At 66.3% G+C, this 20,739-nt stretch carries 16 protein-coding genes, 5 tRNA genes and 1 pseudogene; 15 read left to right on the plus strand and 7 right to left on the minus strand.

Annotated elements, in window-relative coordinates; all coding sequences use genetic code 11:
* Positions 1 to 67 precede the first annotated feature (67 nt).
* From ABOD76_RS17685 to ABOD76_RS17695, 3 genes are all read left to right on the plus strand, one after another.
* Positions 68 to 661, plus strand: coding sequence for a hypothetical protein (locus tag ABOD76_RS17685; protein WP_350243279.1), 594 nt, complete (start codon positions 68 to 70; stop codon positions 659 to 661).
* Between the two features lie 69 nt (positions 662 to 730).
* A complete protein-coding gene (locus ABOD76_RS17690; protein ID WP_350243280.1) occupies positions 731 to 1,108 on the plus strand; it encodes an NADH-quinone oxidoreductase subunit 15 in 378 nt (125 codons plus the stop codon).
* Between the two features lie 11 nt (positions 1,109 to 1,119).
* Positions 1,120 to 2,088: an adenylyltransferase/cytidyltransferase family protein gene (locus tag ABOD76_RS17695; RefSeq protein WP_350243281.1), complete on the plus strand. Its 969-nt coding sequence runs from the start codon at positions 1,120 to 1,122 to the stop codon at positions 2,086 to 2,088.
* Positions 2,089 to 2,094: 6 nt separating this feature from the next.
* Here the strand turns inward: ABOD76_RS17695 and cysS are convergent, their stop codons facing one another.
* Positions 2,095 to 3,561 carry a cysteine--tRNA ligase gene (cysS, locus tag ABOD76_RS17700; RefSeq protein ID WP_350243282.1) on the minus strand — a complete coding sequence of 489 codons (1,467 nt, stop codon included), beginning with the start codon at positions 3,559 to 3,561 and terminating at the stop codon, positions 2,095 to 2,097.
* Between the two features lie 290 nt (positions 3,562 to 3,851).
* On the opposite strand from cysS, the gene ABOD76_RS17705 reads away from it, so the two are divergent.
* From ABOD76_RS17705 to ABOD76_RS17720, 4 genes are all read left to right on the plus strand, one after another.
* A complete protein-coding gene (locus ABOD76_RS17705) occupies positions 3,852 to 4,361 on the plus strand; it encodes a DUF4142 domain-containing protein (protein WP_350243283.1) in 510 nt (169 codons plus the stop codon).
* 73 nt (positions 4,362 to 4,434) lie between these two features.
* On the plus strand, positions 4,435 to 5,043 hold the full coding sequence (locus ABOD76_RS17710; protein WP_350243284.1) for an HAD family hydrolase: 609 nt from the start codon (positions 4,435 to 4,437) through the stop codon (positions 5,041 to 5,043).
* A gap of 77 nt (positions 5,044 to 5,120) precedes the next feature.
* A tRNA-Pro gene (locus ABOD76_RS17715) sits at positions 5,121 to 5,197 on the plus strand.
* Between the two features lie 72 nt (positions 5,198 to 5,269).
* Positions 5,270 to 5,974, plus strand: coding sequence for a metallophosphoesterase (locus ABOD76_RS17720; protein ID WP_350243285.1), 705 nt, complete (start codon positions 5,270 to 5,272; stop codon positions 5,972 to 5,974).
* Position 5,975: 1 nt separating this feature from the next.
* On the opposite strand, the gene ABOD76_RS17725 is transcribed toward ABOD76_RS17720, so the two are convergent.
* The gene (locus ABOD76_RS17725) at positions 5,976 to 6,821 is read right to left on the minus strand and encodes a prephenate dehydratase (protein ID WP_350243286.1); all 846 of its coding nucleotides are present in this window, start codon (positions 6,819 to 6,821) and stop codon (positions 5,976 to 5,978) included.
* A 55-nt stretch (positions 6,822 to 6,876) separates the two neighbouring features.
* On the opposite strand from ABOD76_RS17725, the gene ABOD76_RS17730 reads away from it, so the two are divergent.
* Both ABOD76_RS17730 and ABOD76_RS17735 read left to right on the plus strand, forming a co-directional pair.
* Positions 6,877 to 8,280: an amidase family protein gene (locus ABOD76_RS17730; protein ID WP_350243287.1), complete on the plus strand. Its 1,404-nt coding sequence runs from the start codon at positions 6,877 to 6,879 to the stop codon at positions 8,278 to 8,280.
* 35 nt (positions 8,281 to 8,315) lie between these two features.
* Positions 8,316 to 8,390: transfer RNA gene (locus ABOD76_RS17735), tRNA-Val, on the plus strand.
* A 97-nt stretch (positions 8,391 to 8,487) separates the two neighbouring features.
* Here ABOD76_RS17735 and ABOD76_RS17740 read toward each other — a convergent pair.
* From ABOD76_RS17740 to ABOD76_RS17755, 4 genes are all read right to left on the minus strand, one after another.
* A complete protein-coding gene (locus ABOD76_RS17740; RefSeq protein ID WP_350243288.1) occupies positions 8,488 to 9,360 on the minus strand; it encodes a carboxypeptidase-like regulatory domain-containing protein in 873 nt (290 codons plus the stop codon).
* Positions 9,361 to 9,448: 88 nt separating this feature from the next.
* Entirely contained in the window at positions 9,449 to 10,015 is a 567-nt protein-coding gene (locus ABOD76_RS17745; protein ID WP_350243289.1) for a hypothetical protein, read from the minus strand.
* 196 nt (positions 10,016 to 10,211) lie between these two features.
* On the minus strand, positions 10,212 to 11,306 hold the full coding sequence (locus tag ABOD76_RS17750) for an App1 family protein (protein ID WP_350243290.1): 1,095 nt from the start codon (positions 11,304 to 11,306) through the stop codon (positions 10,212 to 10,214).
* Between the two features lie 125 nt (positions 11,307 to 11,431).
* The gene (locus tag ABOD76_RS17755; protein ID WP_350243291.1) at positions 11,432 to 12,205 is read right to left on the minus strand and encodes an SDR family NAD(P)-dependent oxidoreductase; all 774 of its coding nucleotides are present in this window, start codon (positions 12,203 to 12,205) and stop codon (positions 11,432 to 11,434) included.
* Between the two features lie 54 nt (positions 12,206 to 12,259).
* On the opposite strand from ABOD76_RS17755, the gene ABOD76_RS17760 reads away from it, so the two are divergent.
* From ABOD76_RS17760 to ABOD76_RS17780, 5 genes are all read left to right on the plus strand, one after another.
* Positions 12,260 to 13,348 (plus strand): S8 family serine peptidase, encoded by a 1,089-nt coding sequence (locus ABOD76_RS17760; RefSeq protein ID WP_350243292.1) that lies wholly within the window; start codon positions 12,260 to 12,262, stop codon positions 13,346 to 13,348.
* Between the two features lie 86 nt (positions 13,349 to 13,434).
* Positions 13,435 to 13,510: transfer RNA gene (locus ABOD76_RS17765), tRNA-Asp, on the plus strand.
* Positions 13,511 to 13,535: 25 nt separating this feature from the next.
* Positions 13,536 to 13,611: transfer RNA gene (locus tag ABOD76_RS17770), tRNA-Phe, on the plus strand.
* A 149-nt stretch (positions 13,612 to 13,760) separates the two neighbouring features.
* The gene (locus ABOD76_RS17775) at positions 13,761 to 16,544 is read left to right on the plus strand and encodes a GAF domain-containing protein (RefSeq protein WP_350243293.1); all 2,784 of its coding nucleotides are present in this window, start codon (positions 13,761 to 13,763) and stop codon (positions 16,542 to 16,544) included.
* A 567-nt stretch (positions 16,545 to 17,111) separates the two neighbouring features.
* Positions 17,112 to 17,186 (plus strand) — tRNA-Thr (locus ABOD76_RS17780).
* Positions 17,187 to 17,426: 240 nt separating this feature from the next.
* Here ABOD76_RS17780 and ABOD76_RS17785 read toward each other — a convergent pair.
* A pseudogene (locus ABOD76_RS17785) lies at positions 17,427 to 18,552 on the minus strand (IS630 family transposase).
* A 497-nt stretch (positions 18,553 to 19,049) separates the two neighbouring features.
* On the opposite strand from ABOD76_RS17785, the gene ABOD76_RS17790 reads away from it, so the two are divergent.
* Positions 19,050 to 20,540 carry an alpha-N-arabinofuranosidase gene (locus ABOD76_RS17790; protein WP_350243294.1) on the plus strand — a complete coding sequence of 497 codons (1,491 nt, stop codon included), beginning with the start codon at positions 19,050 to 19,052 and terminating at the stop codon, positions 20,538 to 20,540.
* The last annotated feature ends 199 nt before the right edge of the window (positions 20,541 to 20,739 follow it).

Raw genomic sequence — 20,739 nt, forward strand, 5'->3', positions numbered from 1 at the left:
CAGTTCACTCAGGGTTGCTTAAGGGGAGGTCACATGGCCGTCAGCTTGGTGGGCAACAGTGAGAGCTATGAACAAACTCCTGGGTCTGATCGGGTTGGCGGCGATACTCGCTTCGTGTGGAAGTTCCGGTGTAGCCCCTGATGGTAGTGCGAGCATCAGAATCACTAATCTAAAAACAGAATATAAAACCGGCCAGGGCGAATACGTAGCCTGCGACAATGTAAAACAGTTGGATGGGACATATGCCAGTCAGACTGCAGTTGCTACATACTTCACCCTTGTGGGCGGAATAAAAGATCTAACTGTCCAGCTGAAAGGCTCGACTACTAGTGCTTACGATAACAATTACGTAAAAACCATCTCTGCCAGCGAGCTCGCTGCACTTAATACCAATGACTATAGACTGACGTTTTATGCAGATTCATCAGCCCCTGGCGAATCTGGATTTCTTCCCCAAGGCATTGTAGTAAAGCCAATCGCCACGAAAGTCAAGCTTGTGACTGTAAATCAAGCAGATCGAGTTGGCAGCTTTTATACATTTGTAACAGTCAACACTAGCACTGGCAGGAATGTAAAAGCCGATACCAGCGGTATTGTGATTCCAAGAGTAGGCACTTACACCACATGTAACATTCAAGGTGACACCACAGAGACACTCTGACCCTAAAATGCGAAGCGCCGTCCCCCTACGTAGGGGGCGGCGCTTCCCTGTCTGGTACACTTGTTCCACATGTCACATGACGATGCGAAGCTGTACCAGCAGTGGGTGGAGCTGCTCGGCTGGATGCGCGAGTACGCCGCGAGCGGCGGCCTGGAGTATGTCAAGGTCAGCGATTTCCCGGATTACATCTACCGCATGGAGCGCCCCTACGACCTGCCCACCACCACCGCCAGCGCGAGCCTCAACGCGGCGGGTCAGCCAGTGCTGATCGCGGCGGTCAGCCCACGTCATGTGGACCTCAAGAGTGTGCAACTGCGGCTGATGGGCAGCAGCAAGCACTGGCACCTGCACGCCGGCGAGCGCGGGTTGATGGAGGGCCACCGGCTGTTCGATCGCGAGCGGCTGCACAAGGTGCTGGACGGCGCGCTGCAGGCCCAGCGCGCCTGACCCGCCCAGCGATGCAGGCCCAGCAAGCGGTGCTGATCGGCCGCTTCCAACCGCCGCACCGCGCCCATCTGGCGTTGATGCTGGAGGCGCTGCAGCACGCTGAGCAGCTGTGCGTAGTGCTGGGCAGCGCCCGCGCGGCCCGTACGCCCAAGAACCCGCTAAGTGACGGCGAGCGCGAGCGGCTGATCCGCTCCATGCTGCAGGAGGCCGGAGTAGCGCTGGAGCGGGTGCGCTTTGTGCGGCTGCGCGACAGCTATTACCGGCTGCCGCTGTGGGTGGAGGAGCTGCGCCGTGGCGTGAGTGGCGACCCGGCCCGGACCGTGCTGTGCGGCTTTGCTAAGGACCAGAGCAGCTTCTACCTGCGGCTGTTCCCGGAATGGATCCTGCTGCCTACCCGGGTGGTCTCGCCGCTGAACGCCACGGCCGTGCGGGACGGGCTGGCCGCTGGGGACTGGTCAGCAGTGGCGCAGGCGGTGACGCCGGCGGTGCTGGACCAGCTGCGCGCGTGGGCGCAGGAGGGCGTCTTTGACGAGGTCTGGGCCGATCAGGCGGCGGTGCAGGCGCTGCAGGCCGTCTCCCCCATCCGGACCGTGGGCGCGGTGCTGGTTCATGGGAACGCAGTGCTGCTGCGGCCGCGCACCGAACGGCCCGGGCTGGGCCTGCTGGCCATCCCGGAGGCCGCGTCCTGGAAGGCCGCCACGCAGCTGGCGGTGGGGGCGGACCACCTCCCGCCCCCGCTCCGGTCCCGCACGCTGGACCATCCGGACCGGGTGGCGGGGCTGAAGTGGGTGACCCTGGCAGAACTGACCGTGCTGGCGGAGCCGCCGCCAGCTGCGCCGGGCGCGGCTTGGGTTCCTCTGGCGCAGCTGCTGCAGCATCCGGAGCAGGTGTTCGCCGACCATGCCCGGGGCATTCAGGCGCTGGTGGAGGACTGGCCGGCCGAACCCGACCGGACGGTGCTCAGCGCCCCGCCCGGGTAGGCCGCGCTACTTCTTCCAGCGCGGGCCGTTCTTGGTGTCCTCGATGGTCAGGCCCACCTCGGTCAGCCGGTCGCGCAGCCGGTCCGACTCGGCGTACTGCTTGTTCAGGCGGTAGTTCTGACGCGCCTGCAGAACCAGTTCCATCAGGGTGTCGAGCAGCTGGCTGTCATCCTGCTGCGGCCCCTGCCCCCCGGCAAACAGCCCCAGCACCTCACCGCCCAGCGTGCGGTAGGCGGCCTGCGCCGCTTCCAGCCCTGCTCGGCCCACCTCGCCGGCCAGCGCCTCATTCACGTCGCGGGTCAGGCCAAACAACGCGGCGACCGCCTCGGGAGTCTTGAAGTCGTCCTGCATGGCGCGCTCGAAATCGGCCCGGTGTGCCTCGATGCGGGCGATCAGGGCCGAGTCGTCGCGTTCGGGCGCGTCCGGCAGCCGGCGTTCCACTTCGTTCAGCGCGTCGGTCAGGCGCCGGTAGCCGTTCTGGGCCCCCACGAACGCCTCGTCGTTGAACTCGGTGATGCTGCGGTAATGGCTGCTGACCAGCAGGAAGCGCACGACCATCGGGTCCAGGCGGGTGTAGAGGTCGCGCAGGGTGGTGAAGTTCCCCTTGCTCTTGCTCATCTTCTCGCCGCCGATGGTCAGCATGTTGTTGTGCATCCAGTAGCGGGCGAACGGGTGGCCCGCCGCCTCCGCCTGGGCGATTTCGGCCTCGTGGTGCGGGAATTCCAGGTCCAGGCCGCCGCCGTGAATGTCGAAGCCCTCGCCCAGGTACTTGAGGCTCATGGCGCTGCACTCGATGTGCCAGCCGGGAAAACCGACCCCCCAGGGCGAGTCCCAGCGCATGATGTGCGCCGGCTCCGCGCGTTTCCAGAGGGCAAAGTCGCGGGGGTCTCGCTTCTCGCTGCGGACCGCCTCGCGGGTGCCCTCCTCCTGATCGTCCAGGCGGCGGCCCGACAGCTCGCCGTAGTTCGGCCAGCTGCGGACATCGAAGTACACGCTGCCGTTCGACTCGTAGGCGTGGCCGCGCTCGATCAGTTCCCGGATCAGCTCGATCTGCTCGGTGATGTGCCCGGTGGCGCGCGGCTGGATGTCGGGCCGCAGCACGTTCAGCCGGGCCATGTCGTCCATGAAGCTCCAGAAGTACTTCTCGGCCACCTCCATCGGCTGCAGCTGCTCCAGCGCGGCCCGCTTGGCGATCTTGTCCTCCCCCTCGTCGGCGTCGTTCTGCAGGTGGCCCACGTCGGTGATGTTGCTGACGTAGCGTACCCGGTACCCCAGGTGCATCAGGTAGCGCCGCACCACGTCGAAGGCCACTTCCTTCTTGGCGTGCCCCACGTGCGCGTCGGAATACACGGTTGGTCCGCATAGGTACATGCCAACCCGGCCCGGGGTGGTGGGTGTGAACAGCACCTTCTTGCGCTGCAGGGTGTCGTGGAGGTACAGGTCCGGGAAGACGGTGGGCTGCTGATCGGTCATGGAGGCTCCTTGAACACACAAAAAAGCCGCGCTCCCGGGCAGGGTGGAGCGCGGCGGCAGAACGGGGCTGCTACCGCATCGAGAGGCAACAGGCAGGCCGGAACATGCGGAAAGTATAGCTCAGCCGGCTCCGCCGCGCTGAGGCCTGGGGAAGTGTAGCTGGGGCTACAGCATGAGCCGCCTTGCAACCGCGATTTAGCCGCCTCGCGTGAACCTCCATGTCCGGGCGCACACCATGGCTGCAGACGCCGACTTCCCGGCTTCATCCGCACTCTCCCGGAGGTACCCCCATGAAGATTCTTCCCGCCGCTGTGATGCTCTCCCTGGCCCTCGCCTCGTGTGCCCCGATGATGGGCATGGGCATGGCCCCCGCCAGCATGGACCCCGACACCCTGTTCGAGCAGGCCGTGGCCGGCAGCAACATGTTCGAGATCAAGACGTCGCAACTGGCGCTGGCCAAGTCCAGCTCGGCCGCCGTCAAGAGTTTCGCGCAGCAGATGATCGACGACCACACCAAGGCCCAGGCGCAGCTTGAGGCGCTGGCGAAGTCGCAGGGTGTGCCGCTGCCCACCATGCTTCCGCCGGACCTGCAGATCAAGGTCGTCACGCTCAGCGGCCTGAACGGCGCGGCCTTCGACACCGCCTACATTCAGGAGCAGACGCTCGGCCACCAGCTGGCCCTCAGCATCTTCCAGAACGAACTCACGGCCGGCAAGAAGGCCGACACCCGGAATCTGGCCACCGCGCTGCTGCCGGCCATCCAGATGCACCTCCAGGAGGCCCAGGCGCTCAAGCCCTGAGCTGGACGGGGCGGGCGGGGCCGGCGAGCAATGCCGGCCCCGCCCTTCTGCACTTACGCGCTAGGCTCCGGGTATGACTGTGCCTCCTGTACGCGCGATTTTCTGGGACATCGGTGGGGTGCTGGCCTCCAACGGCTGGGACCGGGACCAGCGGGCGCAGGTGGTCCAGCGCTTCGGGCTGGACGCCACCGACTTTCAGGAGCGGCACAAGCTGATCGTCTCGGAGCTGGAGCTGGGCCGGCTGACGCTGGACGCCTACCTTGACCAGACGGTCTTCTTCCGTCCGCGTCCGTTTACCCGCGCCGACTTCGTGACCGCCATGCTGGAGCAGAGCGAGCCGCACCCCGAAACGCTGGCGTATGCCCGCTCCCTGGCCGGGCGCTGGCGCATGTACAGCCTGAACAACGAGGGCCGGACGCTCAACGACCACCGTATCCGGCAGCTGCAGCTCCACGAATTCCTGCTCGGCTTCTACAGTTCCTGCTACCTGGGCATCATGAAGCCCAATCCGTCCATCTACCGCCTGGCGCTGGATCTGGCCGGTGTGGACGCGGACGAGGCCGTGATGATTGACGACCGGGCGCAGAACGTGGAGGCGGCGCGCAGCGTCGGGATGCACGCTGTCCAGTATCAGAACCTGCCGCAGCTGCAACAGGCGCTGGAGGCCCTGGAGGTGCGCTGACGGGTGGGGTGCTTGACACCCGCTCCTGGCGCGGCTATCCTTTCTGCTGCACCTGACGCACAGGATGCACAGTGGTTCGGGGCGTAGCGCAGCTTGGTAGCGCACGTCGTTCGGGACGACGGGGTCGGAGGTTCAAATCCTCTCGCCCCGACCACACCAGAGGCGGCTCCTTCGCGGGGGTCGCCTCTTCTGCTGGCCTGCCCATTCCCTCCTGACCGGAGCCTTCATGCGTATATTTGCCCTCGCCGACCTGCATCTTTCCATCAGCGCGCCCAAACCGATGACGGTCTTCGGCCCCGGCTGGGCCGGCCATCCGCAGGCCATCTTCGAGCGCTGGCCCACGGTGGTGGGCGACGACGATCTGGTGCTGCTGCCGGGCGACCTGAGCTGGGCCATGCGGCTGCCCGGCGCGCTGGAGGACCTCGTGCAGGTGGCGGCCCTGCCCGGCACCAAGGTGCTGCTGCGCGGCAACCACGACTACTGGTGGCCGGCCATCGGCAAGCTGCGGGCCAGCCTGCCGCCCCGGATGCTGGCGGTGCAGAACGACGCGCTGCGCGTCGGGCCGGTGGTGGTCTCCGGCACGCGCGGGTGGCTCACGCCCGGCGCCGACAGCTTCGGGCCGGAAGACCGGGCCATCTATCTGCGCGAACAGGAGCGGCTGCGGCTGTCGCTGGAGGCGGCCCGGCGGCTGGGGGCCGATCTGGCAGACACCTTTCACGTGCTGATGCTGCACTACCCGCCGACCGGCCCGGGCGGCACGCCCACCGCCTTCACCGACCTGATCGAACAGTATCGCCCGGACGCGGTGGTCTATGGCCACCTGCACGGGGTACCGCAGAGCCGCAGCCTGCGCGAGTGGCAGGGCATTCCGGCCTATCTGGTGGCCGCCGACAGCCTGGGCTTCACGCCCAAGCTGATCGCGGAGGTGTAGGTCAGGGTTCGATCGGTTCCAGGCTGCGCGGATAGCTGCCGATCACCCGCGCGAAGGCGGCGCGGCGCAGCACCCCGCCCAGCGCCCGCGCCATTTCCGGGTCGTTGGCGTTGCCCTCGATGTCCACGTAGATCAGGTAGCTCCAGGCCCGGTCCTTGCGCGGCCGCGACTCGATCTTGGAGAGGTTCAGGCCGCGCAGTTCCGCCAGGGTCTCCAGCAGGAAACCGGGCGTGTGACGCACCGCGAACACCACGCTTGTCTTGTGCGGCACGTCGCTCGGTTCCGGCACCTGCCGCGAGAGCACCAGGAAGCGAGTGTAGTTGAATGGCTCGTCCTCGATGCCGCGCGCCAGCACCTCCAGGCCGTACAGCTCAGCGGCGCGGCTGGAGGCGATCACGCCCTCGTCCAGAGTGCGGCGCTCCGCCAGGTCCTTGGCACTGCCGGCCGTGTCGTGGGAGGCCACCGCCTTCAGGCCGTGCTGCTCGATAAAGCCGGTGCACTGGTCCAGCGCCGGCTGCTGCGAGTACACCCGCTTCACCTCGCCGAGCGTGACGCCCGGCAGCGCCATCAGGGTATGGCTCACCCGCACCGTCAGCTCGCGCACCACGTGCAGCTCGGTTTCCAGCAGCAGGTCCACCGCCTGCAGGATGGCGCCCATCAGGCTGTTCTCGACCGGAATCACGCCCAGATCGCACTCGCCGCTGCTCACGGCGGCCAGCACCTCGTGGAAGGTGACGTAGCCGCGCGTGTTCACCGGCTGGCCCGGCAGGGCGTTCAGCGCAGCGACTTCACTGTAGGCTCCAGGGTTGCCCTGGTAGGCGATGGTGGGTGCGGCATCGGTGGTCATAGCAGCGAGCCTAGCGCACTTGGGCAGCCGGGCAAAAAGCCGTATGGTTGGCCATATGGACATCCTGAGCCTGACGGTGGAACAGTTGAGCACGGCACTGAGGGAAGGCAGCCTGACCGCCGGTGCGGTGGTGGAGCTGTACCTGGGGCGCATCGAGCGCTTCAACCCGGCGCTGCGGGCCGTGCTGGAGGTCAACCCGCAGGCGCGCGACGAGGCGGCGCGGCTGGACCGGCTGCCCCAGGAGCAGCGCGGCCCGCTGCACGGGGTGCCGGTGCTGCTCAAGGACAACGTTGACACCGCTGCGCCGCTGCACACCACCGCGGGCAGCCGCCTGATGGCGCAACACCAGCCGGCGGCCGACGCCCCGCTGGCCGCTCGGCTTCGGGCGGCGGGCGCCATCATCATCGGGAAGGCCAACCTGACCGAGTGGGCCAACTTCATGACGCTGGGCATGCCGAACGGCTACAGCTCACACGGCGGGCAGACGGTGAACCCCTGGCGCGCCGGCCACGACACCGGGGGCAGCAGCAGCGGCAGCGGCGCGGCGGTGGCCGCCCGGCTGGCCCCGATCGCCATCGGCTCCGAGACGAGCGGCAGCATCCTCTCGCCGTCCCATCAGAACGGGGTGATCGGGCTGAAGCCGACCGTGGGGCTGGTGCCGCGCACCGGCGTGGTGCCGATCTCGCACAGCCAGGACACCGCCGGGCCGATGGGCCGCTCGGCCGGCGACCTGGCCCTGCTGATGCAGGTGATGCAGGGCGCCGATGAGCAGGACCCGGCCAGCCAGGCCGCGCCCCAGCTGGACTTCACGCTGCAGCCGGGCGCGCTCCAGGGGGCGCGGCTGGGTGTGGTGCGCGACGGCGCCTGGGAGCGGTTGACAGCGCCCGAACGCGAGCAGCTGGAGAGCGCCCTCAAGGTGCTGAGCGAGGCCGGAGCGGTGCTGAGCGACGTGCAGCTGAGCAGCGCCGCCGAGCTGGAGGGCTGGCTGCTGGACGTGCTGGTGTACGAGTTCAAGCACGACCTGAACCGGTACCTGAGCGGCGTGACGCAGGGGCCGCGCAGCCTGGCGGAGGTGATTGAGCGGAGCGACGAGGACCCGGAGACCCTGCAGCGCTACGGCATGACGCTGCTCCAGGCGGCCCAGGGAACACGCGGCGACCTGTCGGAACGCGCCTACGAGCTCTCCAGGGCCCGCGACCTGCGGCTGAGCGGCCCGGAGGGCCTGGACCCCTGGTTCGAGCAGGGCCTGCAGGCTCTGGTCTTTCCCAAGTACCTGGGCGCCGCGGTGGGCGCCAAAGCGGGGTATCCCAGCGTGAGCGTGCCGGTGGGGCTGGCGGCCGGGGTCCCGGTGGGGCTGCAGCTGTGCGGGCCCGCCTGGAGCGACGTGCGGCTGCTCTCGCTGGCCCAGGACCTGCACCAGCGGATCGGCGGCTTCCAGCCGGCTCCCGACCCCGCTTGACCCGCCTCAGCTTTGCCGCCTATAGTGCCGGGCGCGGGCGGTTAGCTCAGCGGTAGAGCTTTCGCTTTACACGCGACGGGTCGGGGGTTCGAATCCCTCACCGCCCACCACGGACAAAGGCCCTCCCAGCGGAGGGCCTTCTTTGTTGCCGCACACCGCAGCCGCATCCGCGTGGCCCGGCTCGGCTGGAAGGCCACGGCGCCCGGCTCAGGGCAGGACGTACAGGTTGATGTCCTGCACGCTGCGGGCGGTCAGGTCGGTCAGGTTCGGCTGCCACTGGATCACCTGCTGCGCCGCCGGCGCCAGCCACACGGTGGCCCCGCCCACCGCGCCGCTCATCACGTACGCGCCCACCCGGGCCGGCACCGCGCCCGCCGGCGTGATGAACCGGGCCGTGACGGTGTACCGCCCGGTGGGCATGTCCTGGTACGTTCCGAGGGCCGCGCTGCCCCAGTCGTTGACCTCGGAGAGCGTCTTGGGGTTGACCCCGGCGAGGGTGACGGTGACGGCGCGCCCGGTCCGGCCGTCCACCAGCGGGCCGGCCGGCGTGAAGGTGAGTTCTACCCGGGCGTCGGTGGGAAAGCGGGCAAAGGCCGGCCGGTCATCGGACTTCGGGGACCCCAGCAGCACCTGGCCCCAGCCGCCGTAGTAGTTCTTGCCCGGTCCCGGCTGCCGGCCCGGCTTGAGGCCCTGGGTTTTCCACACGAAGTCGCGCCGGATGCCCCCCTTGTGCGTGTCGAATTCATCATCGTCGCCGCCCTGGGTCGGTTCGGCGCTCAGGATGTAGCCGGTGACGCCGTTGTAGCTGCGCGGCACCCAGGCCTGAATCCGGTAGATCCCGCCCACCAGCCGCTGCTCGTAGTACCCCTGCGCGTCCGTGTTGGCGGTGAAGCTCTGCAGCCCGCCGAGATCGTTGGTGCCCTCGACCCGGACGACGGCCCCCGCGACCGGCTGACCATCCGGACGAGTGATCCGCCCGACCGCGTAGCCGGGCCGCACCGTGGGCACAGCGAGGGCCAGGGGAACAGTGCAGGCCAGCATGAGCAGCGAGACCGACAGGGAGCGGACCGGTGACGTCATGAAACCTCCTGAGTTGCACTCTGCTCCGTACACTCTCATGTCGGCCTCACACCGTCAATCCCGGCCCTCAGGGGTGGGGCAGGTGGGCTCAGTTGCCCTGGGGGTCGCCCGGGTTCTGACCTCCGCGGCCGGGAGTGCCCGGTCCACGGCCCCCCTGATCCGGACCGGCCGGACCCTGCATCCGCGGGCCGATCCCGCCGGGCCCCTGCATCGGCTGCGACAGGTCCACGATGCGCGCTCCGCCGCGTCCATCCCGGATCACGGCAAAGGTGGCACCCGCCGGAGCACTGGCGTGGACCGGGTCCTGCCGGTCCGGAGTCGCCCCGGTGCCCCGATGACCCTGCTGAGCGCCCGGCTGGCCCGGCGCCTGCTGAGACGTCATCGGCCCGGCGCCCTGTTGAGGCGGCTTCAGCGTGACCGTCTGGAGCAGTTTTCCTCCGGCAAGCGGATCTCCGGCGTAGTAGCTGACCTGCAGGGAGGTGGGAACTCCCTGACGGGGCGCGGCCTGAGCGGCTGGTGGACGCGTGGGTGTGGCCGTGCTCGGCGTGCCCTGACCGGCCGCCATGCTGGGAGCGGCGATCATGCCGGCCACGCTGAGGGCCAGGAGGGTGCGGGGCAGACGGTGGGCGGCAAGGATCCTGATGTTCCTGAACATATGACCTCCGGTGATGCAGGGAGCGCCTGGTCGCGCCTCTCCTGCTTCACAGCGTGAGGTCCTGTGCCCGAGGTTCAGCGCAGCCTCAGCGAAGGCCAGCCCCAGAATGTGCAAGGTCCGGTGAAGCCGTTTCCCTGATATGGCAGGTTCATGATTGCCGGGGTGAACCCCCAGACATTCGGCTTCCTGCTCAGGTTCACATCTTGATCAGGCCGTGCTGCCAGCGCTCCACCGACTCGGCCACGCTGCGCAGTTCACCCGGTGTAATCAGCCCCAGGGCCATGGCGTGGGCGGCGGCCGCGAAGCTGTCGCGGGCCAGCACCATGTCCACCCCGAGCCGCTGCAGCTCATCGCGCAGCCGCAGCACCCGCTCGTCGCCGCGTCCGGCGGTCACGTCGCGGATGTACACGCCCAGCACCCGGCCGGGAAAGCGCCGCACCACCTCGGCATAGATCTCCGGGTCCTTCTCGCCACTATCGCCCACCAGCACGAACGGCAGATGAGGATAGGCGCGCAGGATGCGGTCAATGACCCGGTGCTTGTAGCTGTTGTGGCCGTGCAGCAGCTCGGCCCCCCAGTTGCGCAGGAACATCGGGCCGAGCGGGATGCGGCGGTAATCCAGAAACTGCCACAGCAGGTCAAAGAAATTCCACGGACTGCTCGACACGTAGAACACCGGATTGCGCCGCCGACCGTCGCGGGTCAGCGCCCGGTACAGCGAGCCGACGCCGGGAAACGGGGAGCGCGAGCGGGCGTTGCCGGTCAGCACCGTCATCAGCATGCGCGGCAGACTGGTCACGTCCGAGCGGATCACCGTGTCGTCCAGGTCGCTGATCACCCCGAAGCGGGCCTGATCCACCACCTGCACCCAGCCGTGGGTCATCCGGTTGCGACCGGTCAGCTGCAGCTCGGCGCTCTGCCAGCCGGCTTGAAACGGCTCCTTCGCCTCGAAGACCAGCGTGAAGTACCCGTCCGCGTCCGACTCGGCGTGGGCCGAGGCGCCGCCCAGCGTGCCGTCCACACCCACGCCGCCCACCTCCCGCGAGGACAGCCGGCGCAGCACGTTGGCGAAGTTGCGCCAGCGCGGGTCGGCGTTCTGCGGAGGGTGGAGGGTGCGCGGCAGCACCACCCGGCCGGTCAGTTCCACCCGCTGCGGGGTGCCCCAGCCGCAGTAGCTCAGGATGATGATCTTGCCGCGCAGCCGGCGTGGCTGGATAAAGCGGCTGAAGCGCTGGTCCACCGTCTGCAGCGCCCGCTCCAGCACCGGCGTCAGGGTACGGAAGACACTCACCGCCACGCTCCGGGAAGCCGGAGAGGGCCGGACCGGACAGCCACCAGTTCAGACGCAGGCACGGCGGGGTGACGGCTCACCCGGTCAGTCTAGCGGGTGGCCGTGCCGGCTGCCTGAACCAGGCCTCAACCGTAGCGGCGGGCACGGATGACCTGCATCACCCGGTCCGCCACCCCCGGCAGCACCCCCTCGATCACCGACAGCGGGCCGTACCACGCGGGCGACACCACCTCGCGGCGCGGGCGCTCCAGCACGTCCGCGATGGCCCTGGCCACCCCCTCCGGGCCGGGCATCGGGAGTCTGGCGTCCTGGGTGAGCTCGGTACGCACGAAGCCCGGCGACACCAGACTCACCTGCACGCCGCTGCCCAGCAGTTCACGGCGCAGCGCCAGCGAGAAGCCGCGCAGGCCATACTTGCTGGCCGAGTACATGCCGTGCGTCGCCACCCGCCCCGCCACCGAGCCGATATTCACGATGTGCCCGCCGCGCCGTTCCCGCATGGCCGGCAACACCAGCCGGGTTAGCTCGATGGGCGCCGTCAGGTTGGTGTGCAGCACCCGGATCGGATCCGGGTCGTCCCACCACGCCCCATGCGCGATGCTCACGCCGGCATTGTTGATCAGCACATCCACCCGCCCGAAGCGGTCGAGCGCCGCCTGAACCATCCGGCGCCGGTCCGCGTCCACGGTGACGTCGCCCGCCTGCACCGCCACCCGCTGGCCGGTGGGGTCGAGGCGACGGGCGAGGTCGTCCAGCGCGCCGCTGCGCCGCCCGGTCAGCAGCAGGGCGTAGCCTCGGCCTGCCAGTTCGTTCGCCGTCGCCGCGCCGATGCCGCTGGACGCTCCGGTCAGCAGCACCACCGTGCGCCGTTCTGCCGCCTGCATGTGAGAAGTGGTCATGTGCGAATGCTAGCGGCTCAGCCGCCCGTCAGCTGCGGGCGGCACAATGCGGGCGTGTCCTCTCTGCGTGTCCGCCGCCTTGCCGCCCTGCTGCCCACCGTCCTGACCCTGGCGGGCCTGTCTGCCGCCATCCGGGTCACGGTTCTGCCCACCACACCGTCCGTTCCAGCCATGCAGCAGCCGACCGACCCGCTGTATCCGCAGCAGTGGAATCTGACCCAGATCGGGATGCCGGACGCCTGGCGGGTGCGCTCCGGCGCGTCGGTCACGGTGGGCGTGCTGGATACCGGGTATGTGGCGAGCAGCGAACTGGGCAGCCGGGCGATCAACGGCTACGATTTCGTGTCGGACCCGGCACGCAGCGGCGACGGCGACGGCCGCGACCGCAACGCCAGCGGGGTGGGTCCGCTCGCATATCACGCGGAGGTGGTCGCCAACCTGATCGGCGCATCTCACAACGGCCAGGGCATGGCCGGCATCAATCCGGCGGCCCGCATCGTGGAGGTGCGGGTGGCCGGCACCGACGGCATGATCGACCCGCAGGACCTCGCCGACGCCATCCGCTGGACCGCCGGCCTGCGGGTGGACGGCGCGCCGGTCAACCCGAACCCCGCCCGACTGCTGAACCTGAGCCTCTATGCTGACTTCATTCCGCTGACCGGCTGCGACGCGCGTATTCAGAGAGCGATTCAGGACGTGACCGCCCGCGGCACGCTGGTGATCGCGGGGGCCGCCAACGATGGCCAGGACGCGGCCGGCTACACCCCTGCCGGCTGTCCGAACGTGCTGACGGTCACGGCGGTGGACCGCAGTGGGCACCGCCCGGCGTACGCCAACTGGGGCCTGAGCGTGGGGCTGGCGGCCCCCGGTGGAGACGCGCAGGACGGCGTGCCGATGGTAAGTCAGGGACAGGTGACGCGCAAGAACGGCACGAGTTTCGCCGCGCCCCACGTGACCGGCGTGGCCAGCCTGATGCTGGGCCTGCGTCCCACGCTCACGCCGGCCCAGCTGCGGCAAGTGCTGGAGCAGACCGCTGCGGCGTTTCCGGGCGGCACCTGTGACCCGGCGAGCCCGGACCACCGATGCGGCACGGGAATCCTGAACGCGGGTGCGGCCCTGCGGGCGGCCGCGGCGCTTCGCTGAGCAGCAGTGTTGACAAGCTGGGGGGGCGCGGCTATCCTTAGACCCGCTGCGAAAGCGGCGGGCACCACAAAGATGGCGCCAGGCCTGGTCCGGTAGTGTAGCGGTTAGCATATCTGCCTGTCACGCAGAAGGTCGCGGGTTCAAATCCCGTCCGGACCGCCAAGCCCTGAACCCTCGGGGCAAGCACGGCAAAGTAGCTCAGCTGGTAGAGCAAACGACTGAAAATCGTTGGGTCGGCGGTTCAAGTCCGCCCTTTGCCACCACACGAGTTCGGCCCCGTCACAGACGGGGCTTTTTTGTTGCCTGCTGGTTTGGGGCGCGCACACTGTCAAACGGCCTGCCGGTACGGTCAGAAGGCCCGTGTTCATGCCGTGTAGACGGGCCGTCGGGCACGCCACGCTATGCTGGGCGCATGTCGTCATCACCGGAGGCGCTCAGGGGCGCTTCAGCCGCCCTGACCGGGCACCTTCATCACGTGCTGGGTGACCTGGCCTCTGCCAGGACCCGAGGCGCCGTCCTGAAGGTCATGGTGGCCGGGTCCCTGGCGGCACTCGATGCTGCGGCGAGTGTGGTGCTGCTGCCGGACGAACAGACAGGCGGCCTGGCGGTGGCGGCCAGCAGCGGTTCCCCGGACAACCTCCCGGGGGGTTCGGATGCTGACGGGCTGCTGGCGCACACGGCCTTCAGGTGCGGGCAGGCACAGTATGTCGAGGGTCCTGCTTCGCGCCCGGGCCGTTCAGCGGAGCAGGCGGCCGGACCTGGCGCTCAAGCGGCCGTTCCGATGCTGCTGGACGGGCAAGCCCTGGGCGTGCTGGTGCTGGACTACCACGCGCCGCACACCTTCACAGAGCCAGAGCGACTATTTCTCGGGACCCTGGCGGGACAGGGGGCAGTGGCACTGGGGCGGGCCGTGGGCCTCGAACAGCTGGATCGGCTCCAGGGCCGGACCCGGCAGATCGAGATGGCGGCCCGCGCTCAGGACGCCTTCATGGCCTTCAGCGACGCCATTGGAACCGAGACCGACCTGCTGGCCCTGGCGCGTCAGGCCATCGAGGTGCTCAGAGCGCGGTTTCCGGATGCCAGCATCGGCTATTACGAACCGGAGAACGGTCGGTGGAAGGCGCGGGTCTGGAGCCAGGACGTGACTCCACAGGTGGCCGCCCTGATCGCCAGCGGACTCACTCCAGAGACGCCGATGATCGCACGGGTGCTCCACACCCGGCAGCCGGAGTTTCGGGAGGGCTGGAACGCCGAACAGGAGCAGCTCGCCACCACCGGGGAGTACGGCGCGGTGGCCAATTATCCGGTGGTGGTTGAAGGCGTGGTGTGGTCGATGCTGTCCGTCGGCCTGCGCCACAGCCAGCGCTGGACTGGGGCGGACCGGGCGCTGGTGCGGGCGGTCGGCCGGGGCCTGAATCTGGCCATCGAACGCGCCGAAGCGGTGCAGCGGCTCTCGCAGCAGAACGCGGAACTTGCCGCGCAGACCCGCGCCCTGCAGGTGTTCGCGGACCTGACCCGTGACCTGGCGCTCTCCACCGAGCCGCTTCTGCTGGTCCGGCGCGCCCAGGAGGTGGCGATGTCGATGCTCCCGGACGGGTTTGCCCTGTACTACGAACCGCAGGGCGACCTCTGGCGTTGCCGGATGCAGCTTGGTGATCTGCAGTCTCCGGAGCTGCAGGCGACCGTCGACGCTGGACTGCCCTATGCAGAGACGCAGAACCTGCTGACCCCCTGGACCACGGGTCAGCCGTACTTTCAGGACGTGTATCACCACGACACCGATCAGCTGTCCATGGTGGTGGGCCATATCGGGGCGACGGCAACCCTGCCGGTGCGTGTGGGAGGTCGTCCGGCCGGCGTGCTCGCGCTCGGCCTGTTTCATCAGCGGGCCTGGTCGAAGGTGGACCGGGTGCTGCTGGAGACGGTGGTCCGGAGTCTGGAGCTGGCCCTGGACCGCTCTGCCCAGGCACGGGACCTGGAGGAGGAACGGGCCGCGCTGGAGGCCTTCACACGCTTCACCGAGGCTGTGGGCGGCGAAACGGACGTTCAGATGCTGGTGCGCCAGGCCATCACCCTGCTCGCGGATACCTGTGACGTGGACGCCGCCTATTTTGAGCGCGACGGAGACCTGTTCAAGGCGCGGGCGTGGAGTGAAGTTGATGACGAGACGCTCGTCTCCCTCCTGCAGGGCGGGTTTCCCCTGGTCAACTCCAGCATTGCTCTGCTGCTGAAGCAGAATACGGCCGCCTTCATTGATCACTGGAACGACACGGGGTTGCTGATCCGCGAGACAGGCATCTATCTGGCCGTGGCGGGCTATCCCTATTTTGTGGAAGGTGAACTGCAGAGCGTCCTGATGGTCGGCTCGCGCACGTCGCTGAGCTGGGACGAACGGGCACGGGGGATTTTCCGTGCGGTGGGCCGCAGCCTCGACCTGGCCCTGCTCCGTGCCCGGCAGACCCGGATGCTGCAGGAGCAGCGCGACACCCTGGACATCCAGACACGCGAGCTATCAGCTGCGAACGAGGAACTGGAAGCGTTCACGTACTCCACCTCCCACGACCTCCGGACCCCGGTGCGCCACGTGATGAGCTTTGCCCGGCTGGCCCAGAAGGATCTGGCGACCCACCAGAACGACCGGGTCGGCCGTCACCTGACCATCATCGAACAGGCCGGCGAACGCATGACCAGCATGATCGACGGCATGCTGGTGCTCTCACAGGCGGGCCGGGCCAACCTCAAGCCGCGCCGCGTGCCGCTGCAGAAGCTGGTCACGCAGGCCCAGAACGATGTGGGGCTCGAATACCCTGATCGCCCCATCCACTGGCAGATCAGCCGACTCCCCACCGTGTGGGGCGACGCGACGATGCTGCAACAGGTGATGACCAACCTGATCAGTAACGGGGTCAAGTACTCCAGCACGCGGGAGATCAGCCGGATCAGCGTCTGGGCCGATGAACAGCCTGGGGAATGGGTCATCCATGTGCAGGACAACGGTGTGGGCTTCCAGCCCCAGTATGCACAGCGGCTGTTCGGGGTGTTCCAGCGGCTGCATCCGGAGCGTGACTTTCAGGGCGTGGGCGTCGGCCTGGCCATCGTGCGTCGCATCATCCTGAAGCATGGCGGCCGGGTCTTCGCCCAGGGAACGGTAGACGTCGGCGCCACCTTCAGCTTCTCCCTTCCCATGCCCAGCTGAACGATGCGAGCAGGAGTCCACCTTGTCGCACGACATCGGACCGTGGGATTAAAAGAGCCCGTGTTCAGCCGGCAGCAGGGCAAGGCCGTTGTCCCAATTCGTGGTCGGTTGTACAGCGGCAGTACAGTGCATTGACTTGACGGGATTTCGGTTCACTACTGTACTGGAGCAGTCACGGCGACCTTCGGGTTTTGGCAATGCATATCCAGCTCCATCAGGCAGAGTGACACCATGGCTCTGCAGACCGTATGGGAGTGGCTCAGGTTGCAAGGGCTGAAGCGTGGCCATGACTGCAGCAAATTGGCTTCGCGCTTTCATGATCGTGGGTGTCCTGGTCAGCTCTGAACAGCTGTTTCGTCGAATGCGTGCAAGTGTAACCTTAGTGGTCGACTGATCTGGTGGATGCTCTGCAACCCATCAGGAGTCCAATGGGGGGTTTCTTTTTCTCTCGGAAGCCGCTATCTTGTCGCAGCAACAAACGCGGCTGACCAGGTCTCACCTGGACAGACTGAAGTTGCCACGACCTCTCCAGGCGCGTACACTCGCTCCAGCAGGGGGAAAATACCCGCCAGTGTAGCTCAGGGGTAGAGCAACTGATTCGTAATCAGTAGGTCGTCGGTTCAAATCCGACCTCTGGCTCCAAGACAAAAGACCGCCCAGCGCGGTCTTTTCCTGTTTGTGCCGGATAAAACTATCCTTCATTTTCAGCCGGTCAACCTCACCTCGTCAGTACTTCACTCTTCTCTCCAATCACAGGCAGGTGATGACCCACTCACATCAGCTGAATGTCTATTCTGGCGACCGGGTCAAGATGCTATTCGGTACACAGGTGCGCATTGCCACATCACTGTGGCCGATCCGCCAATTGCCTCTAGTGGATTGTCAATTTTGATTTGAGGGGTAGAGGTGGTCCAGTTTCGTACGGGCCACCTCCGCGGTAAACCGCCACTCCACCTTCACGCCCCGTGCGTTCCGACGCTCACACCACGCCTCTACCTCCTCCCGCAACCGCTCGATCCTCCCAATGCGCCGATCCAGACACTGTTTCGAAAGTGCCGCAAACTCAATCTCCACGGCGTTCAGCCAACTGCCGCGCTTCGGTGTGAAGTGGAACTCCAGCTTCTTCGCCAGGCATCGGGCCTCCGCCGCCGGAAACGTCTCGTACAACGCCGCCAGCGAATGCGTGTTGAGGTTGTCCAGTACGACCCGAATCAGCACGGCCTCAGGGTAAAGCACGTTGACGACGTGCTTGATCGCGTGAGCGAAGTCACGCTTCGTGCGCTGCTCGGTCACCCTGAGCCAGCGTCTCCCGGTCAGGGGTTCAAGCATCCCGAACACGTTCGCAGTCCCGTTTCGGACGTACTCGTCGTCAAACCGTTCCGGTTGACCTGGCTTCAGGGGCAACGGCGTCATGACGTCGTCAATCAGCTGGCAGGGCCGTTCATCGAAGCACACCACCGGGAAGAACGCGTTGTAGGGTCTGGCGTACAGATCCAGCACATCCTCCATCGCGGCCACGAACGCAGCGTTCTGGAGGGGTGGGATGACCCACTGCTCCTTCAGATGCGGTTTGAGCGCGTTTTTTTCAGCGCTTTGCGCACGGTCTCGTGACTGACTGTCTCCACGTGCCCGAGCTCGACCATCTTGTCGGCAAGGAGACGCAGCGACATCCTGGACTGACCCTTCTCGGGCGTGCACGCGAGCGCGATGAGGTGCGCTTCAGCTTCTGGTGACAGGGTGTGCGGCTTGAGGTGCTGAGGGTGCATGTGGTTGAGCGCGTGCTCCAGGCCGCCTTCGACGAAGCGCTTTCGAACACGGAACGCGGTGTTATCACTGACGTGCAGAACTCAACGATCTCCTGATCGGAATGAGCAGGGCCGTTCTTATCGGCCGCCAGGAGAATGCGAGCGTGGGTGAGGCGACGAGCATGGGTCTTGCCCGCGCTCAGCAGGCGCTTGAGGGCGTCGCGTTGCTCGTCATCCAGATACACCGCGTATCTCAGCTTCATGGCCTAGCCTACCCGATGCCCCTGACCTTTGTTGACAATCCACTATTCAGTGTTTGCCGGCGGCAGATCGGAGATCATGAAAGAAAACCATCGTTTCCCGGTCCGTTTGAGTAGCTGTTCGTGGGAATTGGCACGAACATTCAGCTGCTTACGATACTTCTTTGCCTATCGCTATATTGAAGGCAGAGCATTGCTCCGTTCACAATCAAGGGCATCCAGCCAAGTTGAATAAAAGGCATTGTGAGCCTCCAGTAAGCCAATTCCGACAACAGTTTTTCACTTATAAGCCGGGCCTTGTCGGTCATCAAAAGCTCTACTGCTCCTTCAACTTCGCTTTTACTCTGGTAGACCTGCGCTCCTCCGTTGGTGGGTTGACATGGAGCAAGTAGCTCATTACGCTGTGAACGATCACACCATAATGCGGTCCGGAAAAACGGGTTGCCCCGTTCTTTTGTCGCATCCTGACACCCTTACGCCACCCAATCTTGGAGGAGCTTATGCACGCGAAGGTCGTCATTAACGCCGACATCACCAGGGGCACCATCAACCGCAACATTTACGGCCACTTCTCGGAGCATCTCGGCCGTGGGATCTACGAAGGCCTGTGGGTGGGCGAAGACTCCCCTATCCCCAACACCGAGGGTCTTCGAAACGACGTTCTGACCGCCCTGCGCGACCTGCAGATGCCCGTGTTGCGCTGGCCAGGCGGCTGCTTCGCTGACGAATACCACTGGAAAGACGGTATCGGCCCGCGAGAAGCGCGCAAGCGGATGGTGAATACCCACTGGGGCGGGGTGGTGGAGAACAATCACTTTGGCACGCACGAGTTTCTGCGGCTATGCGAGCTGCTGAATTGCGAGCCTTACATCTGTGGCAACGTCGGCAGCGGCACGGTTCAGGAAATGTCCGAGTGGATGGAGTACATGACCTTTGACGGCGAATCCCCGATGGCCGACCTCCGCCGTCGCCATGGGCGCACTGACCCGTGGAAGGTCCGGTATTTCGGGGTGGGCAACGAGAACTGGGGCTGCGGCGGCAACATGCGCCCGGAGTATTACGCTGATGAATACCGGCGCTACCAGACCTATGTGCGGAGCTTCGGCGACAACCGGGTCTACAAGGTGGCTTGCGGCCCGAATGTCGATGACTACCGGTGGATGGAAACCGTGATGCACAACGCGCACCCATACATGGATGCGATCAGCCTGCATTACTACACTGTGCCCGGCGACACCTGGCAACACAAAGGACCAGCCACTGGCTTTGCCGACGACGAGTGGCACGCCACGATCCGCAAGGCCTGGTTCATGGACGAGCTGATCACCAACCATTCAGCCATCATGGACCGGTACGACCCGCAGCGCCGCATCGGCATGATCGTGGACGAGTGGGGCACCTGGTTTGATGTGGAGCCCGGCACCAATCCCGGCTTCCTGTATCAGCAGAACAGCATCCGCGACGCCCTGGTGGCCGGCATCTCACTGAACATCTTCAACCACCACTGCGAGCGGGTGGTGATGGCCAACCTCGCCCAGCTGGTGAACGTCTTGCAGTCCGTGATCCTGACCGAGGGCGCCCGCATGGTGTTGACGCCGACGTACCACGTGTTTCGGATGTATCGGGTCCATCAGGATGCCCAACTGATCGACACGCATACGGTGCCAGAGCCGGGCAACAACGTGTCCCCCTACCCTCCACTCTCTGTCTCAGGGAGCCGCGACGACGCCGGACGGATTCATATCAGCGTGTGCAACGCAACGCTTGATGAATCGGCCGACCTGATTCTCGATGTGCGCGGGCTGGGTGCTGGAGAGCTGCAGGTCAGCGGCGAATGCCTGGAGGGGCGCATGAAGGACGCGCACAACAGCTTCGACCATCCGGAAACCGTGGTTCCACGGCCTCTGGAGCGCATCACCGTGGACGGAACCACAGTCCGGTTGACGCTGCCCGCCATGTCGGTGTCGGTTCTGGAAGTTGTAGTGGCCTGAGCTGAGACTGCCACTGTACCGGCCGCCTTTTAGAAGGGCCGGCCGCGCCAAGACCTGTAGTGAACGCCTTCAACTCAATTTTCCGCGCACGAAATACCAAACATCGATCCAATGATTCGACAGATGGACCATGGCATTCATGTTCACAGCAAGCCTTCCGCTCAAACGCCTGCCTGACGGATTGACATCTCCATGAAAT

Source organism: Deinococcus sonorensis KR-87 (assembly GCF_040256395.1).
Lineage (GTDB): Bacteria > Deinococcota > Deinococci > Deinococcales > Deinococcaceae > Deinococcus > Deinococcus sonorensis.

Coding starts and splice junctions, on each gene's coding strand:
- ABOD76_RS17685 (WP_350243279.1), top strand. CDS start 68: ATGAACAAACTCCTGGGTCTGATCGGGTTGGCGGCGATACTCGCTTCG.
- ABOD76_RS17690 (WP_350243280.1), top strand. CDS start 731: ATGTCACATGACGATGCGAAGCTGTACCAGCAGTGGGTGGAGCTGCTC.
- ABOD76_RS17695 (WP_350243281.1), top strand. CDS start 1,120: ATGCAGGCCCAGCAAGCGGTGCTGATCGGCCGCTTCCAACCGCCGCAC.
- cysS (WP_350243282.1), bottom strand. CDS start 3,561: ATGACCGATCAGCAGCCCACCGTCTTCCCGGACCTGTACCTCCACGAC.
- ABOD76_RS17705 (WP_350243283.1), top strand. CDS start 3,852: ATGAAGATTCTTCCCGCCGCTGTGATGCTCTCCCTGGCCCTCGCCTCG.
- ABOD76_RS17710 (WP_350243284.1), top strand. CDS start 4,435: ATGACTGTGCCTCCTGTACGCGCGATTTTCTGGGACATCGGTGGGGTG.
- ABOD76_RS17720 (WP_350243285.1), top strand. CDS start 5,270: ATGCGTATATTTGCCCTCGCCGACCTGCATCTTTCCATCAGCGCGCCC.
- ABOD76_RS17725 (WP_350243286.1), bottom strand. CDS start 6,821: ATGACCACCGATGCCGCACCCACCATCGCCTACCAGGGCAACCCTGGA.
- ABOD76_RS17730 (WP_350243287.1), top strand. CDS start 6,877: ATGGACATCCTGAGCCTGACGGTGGAACAGTTGAGCACGGCACTGAGG.
- ABOD76_RS17740 (WP_350243288.1), bottom strand. CDS start 9,360: ATGACGTCACCGGTCCGCTCCCTGTCGGTCTCGCTGCTCATGCTGGCC.
- ABOD76_RS17745 (WP_350243289.1), bottom strand. CDS start 10,015: ATGTTCAGGAACATCAGGATCCTTGCCGCCCACCGTCTGCCCCGCACC.
- ABOD76_RS17755 (WP_350243291.1), bottom strand. CDS start 12,205: ATGACCACTTCTCACATGCAGGCGGCAGAACGGCGCACGGTGGTGCTG.
- ABOD76_RS17775 (WP_350243293.1), top strand. CDS start 13,761: ATGTCGTCATCACCGGAGGCGCTCAGGGGCGCTTCAGCCGCCCTGACC.
- ABOD76_RS17790 (WP_350243294.1), top strand. CDS start 19,050: ATGCACGCGAAGGTCGTCATTAACGCCGACATCACCAGGGGCACCATC.